The organism is Kibdelosporangium persicum, from assembly GCF_013280595.1.
Lineage (GTDB): Bacteria > Actinomycetota > Actinomycetes > Mycobacteriales > Pseudonocardiaceae > Kibdelosporangium > Kibdelosporangium persicum.
Genome location: NZ_JAAATY010000024.1, coordinates 1 through 11,936, shown reverse-complemented (window position 1 = coordinate 11,936; position 11,936 = coordinate 1). Strand labels below are relative to the sequence as shown.

The following is an 11,936-nucleotide window of genomic DNA, read 5'->3' as shown; positions in this document are numbered from 1 at the left end:
CGCGCAACCTCGGTTCCGGTCGATTCCTGCGGTTGCTGGCTGAAGAGGTTCTGATGGGAGGCTTTGCCTTCCGCCCGTGGCGCGGCACCCGCGTCGTCGGCGTTGGCGTGGCTGAAGAGATCGTTCGGTGGGGTAATGGCGCACATCCTTGATCAGCAGCGCGTTACTCCACCGATTCTAGCGCCGAGCCGCCCCGCAGAGTGCCGCTTCAGGGAGAGGCGCGCCGTTGCTGTTCCCGGACGGCGATCGGCGCACCGGCGAGGTCCTCGTCGTTGCACAACAACTTGACCTCGTAGTACGGCGCGTCTCCACTGTCGTCGTAGTCCAGGTGGATGGCGAGGACGTCCACTGGCTCGCCGAGCCACTGCTCGGCTTTCCGTAGCCAGGCTGCCGACCGTTCCAAGGCGGAAGGCAGATCGTCGTCGCGGAAATCCACCGGGCGATACGCCACTTCCTGGACCAGATCCTGCGCATTGTCCAGCCGGGGCAGATCAACCGCCACGCCGGCTTCGTCTAGATTCAGTACGACCCGTTGCTCGGTCACATTTGAAGGGTCTCTTAATCGCCGCGCCTTCGCAATCCACGATCGACCTCAATCGTGCCGGCGGGTGGCACCCGCACCCAGCGCGAGCAGGGCTCCGAGCAGGCAGATCACCGACGTGATCAGGAAGATCTCGCTGTACTCGGTGTTCAGCGCGCCGAACAGTTTCGCCTTGTACTCGGCGGCTTCGGCGTCGAACTGCTCCTTCGTCTTGCCGAACGGCAGCGGCGTGTCGAGGTCCGCGGTCAGGCTGTGGAACCGGTAAAGACCCCAGGCTGTGAGGGCAGCCACACCGACGAGCATGCCGGTCATCCTGGCCACCACGACAGCCGCGGACGCCACGCCGTGTTGCGCCGCGGGTACAACGCGTAACACCGCCGAGGAGAGCGGTCCAATCACCAGTCCAAGCCCGAGGCCGGCGATCACCAGGTCGGTGTCCAGCCGCGGCAGCGAGACCAGCCCGAGGTCGTGCCGCGCGGCCAGCACGTCGACCGGCCAGCCGGAGACCAGCAGGTAGCCGGCGGCGGCGATGAGCAGGCCGCCGAACGCCACCCAGCGGTCACCGATCCGGCTCGCCAGCCAGCCACCCAGCACCGCGCCGACGGGCAACGCGACCAGGAAGCGCACCAGCAGGAAGACCGCGCCGGTCCGGTCCTTGCCGAGCAGCGTCTGGGCGATCAGTTCGACGTTGACCAGCGTCACCATGAGCGCGGCACCCGCGGCGACGGACGCGCCCAGAGCGGCGAGGAACGGCCCCATCCGGACACCGGACGGGTCGATCAGCTTGGTCCGGGCGAACTTCTCCCACGCGAGGAACGCCACCAACGCCACGACGGCACCGATCAGCACGGGAATGCCCCACGGCGGCAGGACCGCACGCTGCGGATCGGGGTTGTACAACCCGACGACCGCCAGCCCGAGCGTGACCGCCAGCAGCACGCCGCCGGTGATGTCCACCTTGGCCGGTGCCGCGCCCTGCTTGTCCCGTCCGGGGACCGTGAAGTGGATGGCGACCATGGCGATGATCGCCAGCGGCACGTTCACCCAGAAAAGACCGCGCCACGAGCCGAACGCGACAGCCAGCACGACACCGTAGATCGGTCCGAGAACGCTGCCGAGTTCCTGTGCCGCGCCGACCGCGCCGAGCACGGTCGACCGTTTGCGTTCGGCCCACAGGTCCGCGGCGAGCGCGAGCGTCACGGGCAGCAGCGCGCCGCTGGCGATGCCCTGCACGACCCGGCCGACGACCAGGATCGGCAGATCCGTCGCGACGGCGGTGATGATCGAGCCCGCGGTGAACCCGACCAGGCACGCCTGCAGCAGCGCACGCCTGCCGAACCGGTCGGACGCCTGCCCGAGCAACGGCATCGCGGCGATGTAGCCGAGCAGGTACCCGGTGACGATCGGGGTGGCCTGCTCAAGCCGGTTCACCGCGATGTTCATGTCGCGCATGATGTCGTTGAGCACGCTGACGACGACGTACGTGTCCAGCGCACCGAGCAGGACCGCGAGACCCCCTGCCCCGATCGCGACCTTGCGGCCTTTCCGGGGCACCCCCACAACGACCATCAGATCGGCTTGTTCACGGTGACCGGCTTGTCCACCTCGGACAGCGTGATCTCGACGGAGTTGCCGGGCGACAGTTCGACCAGCGCGCGCACCGGCTGGTGGTTGCCGTCCTGCTTGACCCAGACCTTGACGTTCACATCGGACTGGACGCTCGGCACGAGCCCGGCGACGACGTCCTTGCCGACCCGGCCGGCGACCCGGTACGTCTTGACACCGTTGACGTCCTCGGTGCCCTCGGTGACCGGCGACTGGATCGAGCCGAGCAACCTGGCGACGCCCCGGTCCGGATCGAGGATCGCGGACGGGTCGTAGATCTGCGTCGCGTCGCCGAACTCCTGCCACGAGCCGGTGATGCCCTTGATGTACAGCTTCTTGGCGAACAGCACGAAGTCGACCTCGAAGGTCTGCCCGAACTGGTCGAGCTTGGCCTTGCCGACCGCGTCGCCGGCCTTGGTCAGGTCGCCGCTGACGTCCTTGACCGGGATTCCGGGCACCTGGCCGTTCACCTTCAGCGCGAAGGTGGCGCTGTTGATCGGTTTCATCGCCTCGGACGCGTCCTTGAGCAGGCTCGCGCCGTCGGGCAACGCACTGCCGCCGGGTTCGTTCGACTCCGACGTGCAACCGGCGGTGGTGACGAGCCCCAGCACACCGAGCAACAGCAGACGCTTGAACATGGCACGCATCGTAGGGCGCACCGGCTGAGACAACCTCAAGAAGGCGCCCGGAAGGCCTTCCTGTAGCCCAACGGTGACACGCCCAGGTTCACCCGCAGGTGCTGGCGCAGGGACGCCGCCGTGCCGAGGCCGGATTCCGCGGCGACCCGGTCGATCGCGAGGTCCGTGCTCTCCAGCAGGTGCCTGGCGTGTTCCAGCCGTTGGCGCAGCAGCCATTTGCCCGGGCTCATCCCGGTTTCCGCCCGGAACCGGCGGCTGAACGTGCGCACGCTCATCCTGGCGTGCCCGGCGAGGGTGTCCAGGTCAAGGCTTTCGGAGAGTCGTTCCAGCGCCCACGAGCGGGTCGCGGCGGTGGACGCCTCGCCGATCTCCGGCAGCGGGCGCTCGATGAACTGGCGTTGACCGCCGTCCCGCCACGACGGCACCACGCAGTAGCGCGCCGCGTGGTTGGCCACTTCGCTGCCGTGGTCGTTTCGCAGCACGTGCAGGCACAGGTCGATTCCCGCGGCCAGCCCGGCCGAGGTCAGCACGTCGCCGTCGTCGACGAACAAAACGTCCTCGTTGAGCTGGACCTTCGGGTACAGCTCACGGAACGTCTGCGAGTGCTGCCAATGTGTCGTCGCGCGGCGGCCGTCGAGGAAGCCGGCGGCGGCCAGCACGAACGCGCCGGTGCAGATCGACATCATCCGGGTGCCCGGCCGGATGGTCGCCAGGGCTTCGGCCAGTTCGCCTGGCAGTGTGCCCTCGTACCGCGGGCCGCGCATCCGCGTACCGGGAATGATCACGGTGTCCGCCTCGGCCAGCACCTCGGGGCCGTGGTCGAGCAGCAGCCGGTAGCCCCCGTACGCCTGGACCGGCTTGCCGTCGAGGCTGCACAGGCGTACGTCGTAGTGCTTACCCGCGGCGTCGAAGATCATCGGCGGGATGGTCATGTCATAGCCGATGACCTCGGACAAGGCCAGGACCGCGACCACATGCGACATGGCCAGATTCTTGCACATGTTGGCGTTCTGGCCACTTTTTCCGATGGTGATCCACGGTCACGCTGTCCGGGTGACACAGATGGATGTGCGGACCAGGCGTGTGCACTGGGCCTGGTGGGTGGCAGGCGTCTCCTTCGTCGCACTGCTCGGCGCGGCCGGCTTCCGCGCCGCACCCGGAGTCCTCATCGACCCGTTGCACCAGGAGTTCGGCTGGTCGCGCGGCACGATCTCGTTCGCCGTGTCGGTGAACCTCGTGCTCTACGGGGTGATCTCGCCGTTCGCCGCGGCGCTGATGGAGCGCTTCGGCATGCGCAAGGTCGTGGCCAGCGCGTTGGTGCTGGTGGCGGCGGGCTCCGGGCTGACCGTCGTGATGACGGCGAGTTGGCAGCTGATCCTCTTCTGGGGAGTTTTTGTCGGCGTCGGCACGGGGTCGATGGCCCTTGCCTTCGTCGCGACCGTCACCTCGCGGTGGTTCGTCAGGCACCGCGGCCTGGTCAGCGGGTTGCTGACCGCCGCGGGAGCGACCGGCCAGCTGGTCTTCCTGCCGGTCGTGGCGAACATGGCCACGTCGATCGGCTGGCGTCCGGCCTCGTTGGTCATCGCCGGAGTGGCGCTGCTCGTCGTGCCGGTGGTCGTGATCTTCCTGCGTGACCACCCCAGCCACGTCGGCACGACCGCACTCGGGGCGACGTCCGAGGAGCCGCCTCCGCCGCCGAACAAGGGTGCGGCCCGCCGGGCCATGCAGGTGCTCGGGACGTCCATGCGCAGCGGCACGTTCTGGCTGCTGGCCGGTGGGTTCGCGATCTGCGGCGCGTCCACCAACGGCCTGGTCGGCACGCACTTCGTGCCCGCCGCACACGACCACGGCATCCCGATGACGACCGCGGCGAGCCTGCTTGCGCTGGTCGGGATCTTCGACGTCGCGGGCACGATCCTCTCCGGCTGGCTGACCGACCGGGTGGACCCGCGCTGGCTGCTGGGCGCCTACTACGCCCTGCGCGGCGGTTCGTTGCTGCTGCTGCCGAACCTGTTCGGACCGACCGTCGAGCCGCCGATGTGGGCGTTCATCATCTTCTACGGCCTGGACTGGGTGGCCACCGTGCCGCCGACCGTCGCGCTGTGCCGGGACCGGTTCGGCATGTCGGGCCCGATCGTGTTCGGCTGGGTCTTCGCGTCACACCAGCTGGGCGCCGCGTTCGCCGCGACCGCCGCCGGTGCGACCCGTGACCACCTCGGCAGCTACGACATGGCCTGGTACGGCGCGGGAGCGCTGTGCATGGTCGCCGCGCTGATGTCGCTGGCGATCAGACGCACCAAGCCGGCCGAGGTGATCTGACACTCCGTGATCGGTTCCGGGCACCCCCTCGAAACATGCCGTTAACAAGTGCTGCCTAGGCTCACGCCATGGATCGGCAGCAAGAGTTCGTCCTGCGGACACTCGAGGAGCGCGACATCCGGTTCGTCCGGCTGTGGTTCACCGATGTCCTGGGATTCCTGAAGTCCGTCGCGGTCGCGCCCGCGGAACTGGAGGGCGCGTTCGCCGAGGGCATCGGCTTCGACGGCTCGGCGATCCAGGGGTTCGCCCGAATCTACGAGTCCGACATGGTCGCCAAACCGGACCCGTCCACGTTCCAGGTGCTGCCGTGGGAGACGCCGGAGGGCGACCACTACTCGGCCCGGATGTTCTGTGACATCACGATGCCCGACGGCTCGCCGTCGTGGGCCGACCCGCGGCACGTGCTGCGCCGGTCGCTCGCGCGCGCCAGCGAGGCGGGCTTCACCGTGTACGTGCACCCGGAGATCGAGTTCTTCCTGCTCAAGGACCTGCCGTCGGACGGCAGCATCCCGCAGCCCGCGGACAACGGCGGCTACTTCGACCAGGCCTCGCACGCCACGGCCACGAACTTCCGGCGGCACGCCATCGAGGCCCTCGAAGCGATGGGCATCTCGGTCGAGTTCAGTCACCACGAGGGCGCGCCCGGTCAGCAGGAGATCGACCTGCGCTACGCCGACGCGCTGACCATGGCCGACAACGTGATGACGTTCCGCTATGTCGTCAAGGAAGTCGCGCTGACGCAGGGCGTGCACGCGTCGTTCATGCCGAAACCGTTCTCTGACCAGCCTGGTTCCGGGATGCACACGCACCTGAGCCTGTTCGAGGGCGACCGCAACGCGTTCTACGACGCCGAGGACCCGTACGAGCTCTCCGAGGTCGGCAAGGCGTTCGTCGCCGGTCTGTTGAAGCACGCGCGGGAGATCTCCGCGGTGACCAACCAGTGGGTGAACTCGTACAAGCGCCTGATCGTCGGCGGTGAGGCACCGACCGCGGTGTGCTGGGGCCACGCGAACCGCTCAGCCTTGGTTCGTGTGCCGATGTACTCACTCGGCAAGGCTTCGTCGCGTCGTGTGGAGATCCGCAGCCTGGACTCGGCGTGCAATCCGTACCTGGCCTACGCGGTGATCATCGCGGCGGGGTTGCAGGGCGTGCAGAAGGGCTACGAACTGCCGCCTGCGGCTGAGGACGACGTGTGGTCGTTGTCGGACGCGGAGCGTCGGGCAGCCGGATACGCCAACCTGCCGCAGAACCTGGGCGAGGCGTTGGCGGAGATGGAGAACTCGGAACTGCTCGCCGAGGCGTTGGGCGAGCACGTGTACGACTTCTTCCTGCGCAACAAGCGAGCGGAGTGGGACGAGTACCGGCGCAGCGTGACGCCGTACGAGCTGAAGGCACTCCTACCAGTGCTGTAAGGAAAGGGCCCTCACCTGAGGGCCCTTACGCTTTACTCGCCGACGACGGTTTCCCGGTAGTCGGGCGGTATGGACTGTGCCACCCGCTCGCGGTTCTCATTCGTGGCAGGCAGCCACCAGTAGTTCAGGAGCACTCCGTCGGCCACGACCTGCCTGATCAGGAACGTCTCCAGGTCCAGGTAAACCTGGTATTCGGTGAATCCGGTGGGCGCGGACATGGTCAGGTGGATGGACTTGCCGATGCTCACCGACTGCACCTTGGCGTCCTCGCGTAGCCACCATCGCGCGTCTCCGGTGCCAGGAACGAACAGGTGCCTGATCGCGTCCGCGCCAGGCATTCTGGTGAACAGCACAGTTCGCCGGCTGTGGTCCACCTGCCGCAGGCCGTCGGGCCTGGCGATCAGATCCGAGCCGAGCTGGGTGACCCTGCCCAGGTTCTCCGACCTCAGCGCGAAGCCGTTGCTCCGCCACTGCGGTCCGCCGCCGCTGCCGAAGCACATGATCATGTTCTGCGCGGCCTCGTCGGCCGCCCGAGCCTTCGCCAGGATCTGCGCCGGAGTCGGCCTGGCCGGATCGACCTGCTCCGGTGGCGGACTTCCGGTGAGCATCGTGCCCAGCAGCGCGGCCACGAGAACTGTCGCCGCCACCGAACCCCCGATCAAACCCCGCCGCACCCGCTTGTGCCTGCGTACGTGCCCCTCCGCCAGCGACTTGAGCAAATCGTCACGCGGCGCGAGATCCGCTGACGCGTCACGCAGCCGAGCGCGCAGCTCGTCATGGGTCATCATGACTTCTGTACCTCGATCTCTCGTGGCTCCGCCAGCAACTCGCGCAACCGGCCCAACGCCCGGTTCGTGTACGACTTGACCGTGCCCTCGTTGCACCCGAGAGCGCGTGCGGTGTCCGTGACCGTCAGGTCCGCGAAGAACCGGAACACGATGACCTCGCGTTGCCGTGTCGGCAGCAGGCGCAACGCCCGCACGAGCGACTCCCGCTCGGCGATCCGGTCGCTGGCGTCCGGCGACGGCAGCTGGGGGAGTTCGGACTGGTGTCGTTCCCGGACCCGGCGGCTCAGATTCCGCCACCGGTCCCGGCTGAGGTTGACCAGCACACGGCGCGCATAGGCTTCGGGCTGCGCACTGGCAGCCGACCAGCGCCAAGCGACACGCAACAACGTGGTCTGCAGCAGGTCCTCGGCATGGCCACGGTCGCCGACCAGCAGAAAGGCCGTACGCAGCAAGGCGGGTGACCGGCTGCGGACGAAGTCCTCGAACGCTGGGTCCAGCTCACGGGAACCACCGTGGAGTCTCATGCCCGGTCAAACTCCGTCCCGCACGAAACGGTTGCCCTCCGGCTCGGCAACCACCGGGATTTCCGCTCACAGCGGGCTGACCTGGGGTGACGATCTCCTCGGGTGGGCAGCGGGACACGGGTGATCTTCGGCGCGCTACTTTCGTGTCCGTGACCGAAGTGTCTGCGTGCACGGTGGCGACCAGCGCCCAGCTTCCCGCCGCCCGAGTGACAGCCGAGTCGTTCCGAGCCGTCCATCCCGGTGCGCGGTTCGACATCCTGCTGGTGGACGGCGAACCCGGCGGGGATGTGCTGACTCCGGCCGACATCGGGATCGGCGAGGCCGAACTCGCGATGCTGTCGACCGCCTACACGGCCGAGCAGGTCCGTGCCGTGCTGCGGCCGCGGTTACTGCAGACGCTGCTGGCCAACGGCCCGGTGCTGTACCTCGACCCGTGGACGCTGGTGCTCGCGTCAGTCGACACGATCGTGAAGGACGCGTTGAAACACGGCGACTTCGCCTTGGTGCCTCGGGTGTTGCAGCCGTTGCCGCACGACGGGCTCGCGCCCACGCCGGAGGACCTCATCGAGGCCGGTGTCTACGAACCCGGGTTCCTCGCGGTCGGGCCGGGCGCGCATGACGTGCTCACCTCGTGGGCTGAGCACGCGGCCAGGACGCCCGAAACGGCCGACGGCTTTCTCGACGGGCTGCCCGCGTTGGCCAAACACCACGTCATCCGGGACGTCGGGATCGGCCTTTCGGTCTGGAACGCCGGCCAGCGTGACCCTGAGCTACTGACCAACGGCTACTGCGTGACGGCCGTGCCGATCGGTGAGCCGGTGATGCTGCGGACCGTGCATTTCCACGGATTCGACCCGAAGAAGCCGTGGCTGCTTTCCGCGGACATCACCGAACGGCCGCGCACGCTGCTGTCCGAACGGCCGGGACTGGAAAGCCTGTGTGACGACTACCGGGCGAAACTCGTCGACGCCGGAATGGCGGGCAAGGGCAAACCCTTCGCCCGGTTGTCGGACGGAACCCCGTTGCCGGAGGGCCTGCGTGCCGAGTTCCGGTCGGCGTGGCACGACGCGATGGCCGTCGGCACCGAGCCGCCTCCCGCGGCGGACGACGAGAAAGCGTTCCTGCGCTGGGCCTGCTCGACTGTCGACGGCCTGTCAGGCAGCACCAAGTGGGCGTACGCGCTGTGGCAGGACGACCCGTGGCTGCGTGAGCGCTATCCGGACCCGTTCGGTGGCAACGCCGAGGAGTTCCGTCGGTGGTGTGAGACCGAAGGCGTGTTGCAGGGCCGCTTGCATCCCGTCGCTGTGCCCGCGCCGTCGGCGGTGCGCGTGGAGCTCGTCGACCAGTTGGGCGTGTCTGTGCTGGGCGTCGGTCCGCTCGCTGAGTCCGTACGGCTGAGCGCCGGCGCGTCTGGACTGCCGATTTCGTCGGACCCGCGCTATCCCGTGGTGCTGTGCTGTGACGACGTTACGGACCTGCCGCGCGAGCGGCACGTGATCCAGGTCCGTGACGAACCGGCGCCGCGTCCTGTCGGCGTGGACGAGGTATGGGTGCCGTGGCCGGCACCGCCTGGAGCAGAGGCCGTTGTGTTGCCTGTGCCGGACCAAGGGGAACGGGACGAGGACGAACGCGACCAGGCGTTGGCGAACCTGGGCATCTCCGGCGGCGCGGTGTTCACCAGCTTCGTGGACCACGAGGAAGGCGCCTGTCCGAACGAGACCGATGTGGTCGCCGCGTTCCGGGCGGCGTTCCCCGACCGTTCGGACGTGACACTCCTGCTGGCTGTCCGGGGCGCGGCAGGGCAACGAGCCGCTGCCGAACGCCTCCGGCTGGCCACCGCGCACGACCGGAGGATCCGGCTGGTCGAGGCGGAAGCGACGCACCGGCTGGCGGTTGACGCCGCCGACTGGGTCGTTCTGTTGCACGACAAGGATTGCGCGGCCGCGAGTGAGCTGGGTTCGATCGCTGCCAGGGGCGTTCCGCTGATCACCACGAACATCGGGGTGGCCGCTGAGCTGTTCGATTCGGACAGTGTGATGTTCGTGTCCCGTGTGGATGGTCAGAACGAACACGTGCAGCATGCCGCGCGGCTCATGCGTGATCTCGCGCCGGACGCCGCGATGGCCGACAAGATCGGTGCCGCCGGGCGGGCGCGTGTGCTGGCCGTGCGGGCGGTCGAGAAGTCGGCCGAGCAGTTGCGGGAACGGGTCGAGCACGCGTACCGCAACTGGCGGGTCGAGCATGGCCGCAAGCTGGCCGGTGAGCCGGACCCGTTCGCCCCGCTGCAGGCGGCGAGGCACGCGTTGCTGCGCCAGCCGGACGTCGAGGTGGGGCACCGCATCCCGATGGCGCCCGCGCTGCGCAAGGCCGTGCTGCGTGTGCTCAGCCACTACGACAACCACGTCCGCACGATGCTCGGATCCATAGTGGACTCGACGGAGCGGTCGACCAGGGAAGTGCTGCGCCGCCAGGAGGAACTGGCGGCCACGCGGCGCGTGGAGGCGGCTCCGGCCGGTCCCGACCCGCGCGTCGACCGGCTGACGGCCGCGCTCGACACCGCCCTGCGCCGGATCGAGAGCCTCGAGGACCGGCTCGTCGCCCAATCGCGTGAACGTGACGAGAACATCCGCGCCGCGTCGGCCGCGACCCGGACCGCTGACGCACTGCGTCGAGTCGTGGTGCGGGAACACGAACGGGTACACGGCCGGGTGGACGGGAGTTCTCTCGTGCTGTGCGACGCCGGCCTGTTGCGGCTGCCGTCGGACGACATCGCGATGTTGCCCCTGTTGTCCAGCAACGGTGTCTGGGAGCAGCCGGTCGCCGAACTGATCGACTCGCTGATCGAGCCGGACGGGGTCTTCCTCGACATCGGCGCGTATGTGGGCTACCACACACTCCGGATGCTCACCCGGATGGGCAACTCAGGGGCGGTGGTCGCCGTCGAACCCGATCCCAAGGCGGTTGACCTGCTGAAACGCAACGTCGCCGCCAACACGCCAGAGCACACCGCCGATCGGTTGTTCGTGGTCGAAGCCGCCGCGTGGGACACCGAGGGAACGCTGGTGACCGACCCCGCGCTGGGTGGCGGGGTGAGTGTCTGGCCAGGCACCGGGGAGCCCGAGCGGACGGTCAAGTCGGTGCGGCTCGACCGTGCGATCGAAGCGTTGCCGGGGCTCGGCAAGTTGCGGTTGTCCGTGGTCAAGGCCGATGTGCCCGGGCGGACGCATCGTGCGTTGGGTGGTCTCGTCCGGTTGCTCCGACGCGACCGGCCGCACGTGATCTGCTCGTTCTCGTCGTCGGCGATGAAGGAGCTCGGCGACGACCCGTTGACCGCGCTCCGCGAGTTCCGCACATGGGGCTACGAGGCCGCGTTCGTCGGGGACCAGCAGACGACGCCGCTCCCCGAGATGGCCGAGGTGCTGTCGTCCGTGGGGGAGCGAAACCTCTGGCTCAGGCCGCTGACCAGCCGATTTGACATTGCCCCGGGTACCTGAGTAACTTTCTCCCCGTCGCAAGGACAGCCGGACGGAACAGGACGAAAGAGCCTGGCGGGGACGGCGAAGGGCCGAAAGCCTCTCAGGTACACTGAGAAGGAACAGCCCACCGGGTCGAGCGGATTTGACACCGCGAATCGGACCGAGTAAAGTTCTACGACGTGCCACCAACCAGCTGAGCTTCTCGATGGGCCCCTCGCCGGGCCGAATCGGAAGCCTGGTAGAGTGGCAAACCGAAGAAAACAAAGACTTTGCAGTACAAGCCCCTTTGCGGGTCGGCGAAATGCCGGACTAAAAAGGTGTGCGTGTGTTGTTTGAGAACTCAACAGTGTGTCGATCTATTGAAAGCCAGTAGAGCTTTTATATGAACCTCGTCGTGAGGTTCCTTTGAGATGGACAGATGGACCAGATTGGTTCTGGTTTGTCAGGACGTCGAATTTTTCAACGAAAGCATTGTTGGAGAGTTTGATCCTGGCTCAGGACGAACGCTGGCGGCGTGCTTAACACATGCAAGTCGAGCGGTAAGGCCCTTCGGGGTACACGAGCGGCGAACGGGTGAGTAACACGTGGGTAATCTGCCCTGCACTCTGGGATAAGCCCGGGAAACTGGGTCTA

Annotated in this window: 9 protein-coding genes and 1 rRNA gene; 4 read left to right on the top strand and 6 right to left on the bottom strand. The window is 67.8% G+C overall.

Annotated elements, in window-relative coordinates; all coding sequences use genetic code 11:
• Nucleotides 1–208: 208 nt before the first annotated feature.
• From GC106_RS33035 to GC106_RS33020, 4 genes are read right to left on the bottom strand one after another with little or no spacing between them, the layout of a single operon-like run.
• A complete protein-coding gene (locus GC106_RS33035) occupies nt 209–544 on the bottom strand; it encodes a hypothetical protein (RefSeq protein WP_173138734.1) in 336 nt (111 codons plus the stop codon).
• Nucleotides 545–592: 48 nt separating this feature from the next.
• Nucleotides 593–2,110: an MFS transporter gene (locus GC106_RS33030; protein ID WP_173138732.1), complete on the bottom strand. Its 1,518-nt coding sequence runs from the start codon at nt 2,108–2,110 to the stop codon at nt 593–595.
• Nucleotides 2,110–2,784 (bottom strand): LppX_LprAFG lipoprotein, encoded by a 675-nt coding sequence (locus tag GC106_RS33025; RefSeq protein WP_173138730.1) that lies wholly within the window; start codon nt 2,782–2,784, stop codon nt 2,110–2,112. Before GC106_RS33025 ends, GC106_RS33030 begins: the two co-directional genes overlap by 1 nt.
• A 35-nt stretch (nt 2,785–2,819) precedes the next feature.
• Nucleotides 2,820–3,785 carry a GlxA family transcriptional regulator gene (locus GC106_RS33020; RefSeq protein WP_217281292.1) on the bottom strand — a complete coding sequence of 322 codons (966 nt, stop codon included), beginning with the start codon at nt 3,783–3,785 and terminating at the stop codon, nt 2,820–2,822.
• 61 nt (nt 3,786–3,846) lie between these two features.
• Here GC106_RS33020 and GC106_RS33015 point away from each other — a divergent pair, with 61 nt between their 5' ends.
• Entirely contained in the window at nt 3,847–5,103 is a 1,257-nt protein-coding gene (locus tag GC106_RS33015; RefSeq protein WP_173138960.1) for an MFS transporter, read from the top strand.
• Nucleotides 5,104–5,171: 68 nt separating this feature from the next.
• Complete coding sequence (gene glnA / locus GC106_RS33010; RefSeq protein ID WP_173138721.1) at nt 5,172–6,515, top strand: type I glutamate--ammonia ligase; 1,344 nt, start codon at nt 5,172–5,174, stop codon at nt 6,513–6,515.
• A 32-nt stretch (nt 6,516–6,547) separates the two neighbouring features.
• Here the strand turns inward: glnA and GC106_RS33005 are convergent, their stop codons facing one another.
• Together GC106_RS33005 and GC106_RS33000 are read right to left on the bottom strand one after the other, a co-directional pair.
• Nucleotides 6,548–7,300 (bottom strand): hypothetical protein, encoded by a 753-nt coding sequence (locus GC106_RS33005; protein WP_173138719.1) that lies wholly within the window; start codon nt 7,298–7,300, stop codon nt 6,548–6,550.
• Nucleotides 7,300–7,827: a SigE family RNA polymerase sigma factor gene (locus GC106_RS33000; RefSeq protein ID WP_173138717.1), complete on the bottom strand. Its 528-nt coding sequence runs from the start codon at nt 7,825–7,827 to the stop codon at nt 7,300–7,302. The genes GC106_RS33005 and GC106_RS33000 overlap by 1 nt, the downstream gene beginning before the upstream one ends.
• A 149-nt stretch (nt 7,828–7,976) precedes the next feature.
• On the opposite strand from GC106_RS33000, the gene GC106_RS49510 reads away from it, so the two are divergent.
• Nucleotides 7,977–11,321, top strand: a complete 3,345-nt coding sequence (locus GC106_RS49510; RefSeq protein ID WP_173138715.1) for an FkbM family methyltransferase — start codon at nt 7,977–7,979, stop codon at nt 11,319–11,321.
• A gap of 453 nt (nt 11,322–11,774) precedes the next feature.
• A 16S ribosomal RNA gene (locus tag GC106_RS32990) occupies nt 11,775–11,936 on the top strand; the annotation flags it as partial.

Bases quoted from the DNA above. Each gene is read 5' to 3' on its own strand.
- GC106_RS33020 (WP_217281292.1), bottom strand. From the start codon at position 3,785: ATGTGCAAGAATCTGGCCATGTCGCATGTGGTCGCGGTCCTGGCCTTG.
- GC106_RS33005 (WP_173138719.1), bottom strand. From the start codon at position 7,300: ATGACCCATGACGAGCTGCGCGCTCGGCTGCGTGACGCGTCAGCGGAT.
- glnA (WP_173138721.1), top strand. From the start codon at position 5,172: ATGGATCGGCAGCAAGAGTTCGTCCTGCGGACACTCGAGGAGCGCGAC.
- GC106_RS33030 (WP_173138732.1), bottom strand. From the start codon at position 2,110: ATGGTCGTTGTGGGGGTGCCCCGGAAAGGCCGCAAGGTCGCGATCGGG.
- GC106_RS33000 (WP_173138717.1), bottom strand. From the start codon at position 7,827: ATGAGACTCCACGGTGGTTCCCGTGAGCTGGACCCAGCGTTCGAGGAC.
- GC106_RS33015 (WP_173138960.1), top strand. From the start codon at position 3,847: ATGGATGTGCGGACCAGGCGTGTGCACTGGGCCTGGTGGGTGGCAGGC.
- GC106_RS33025 (WP_173138730.1), bottom strand. From the start codon at position 2,784: ATGTTCAAGCGTCTGCTGTTGCTCGGTGTGCTGGGGCTCGTCACCACC.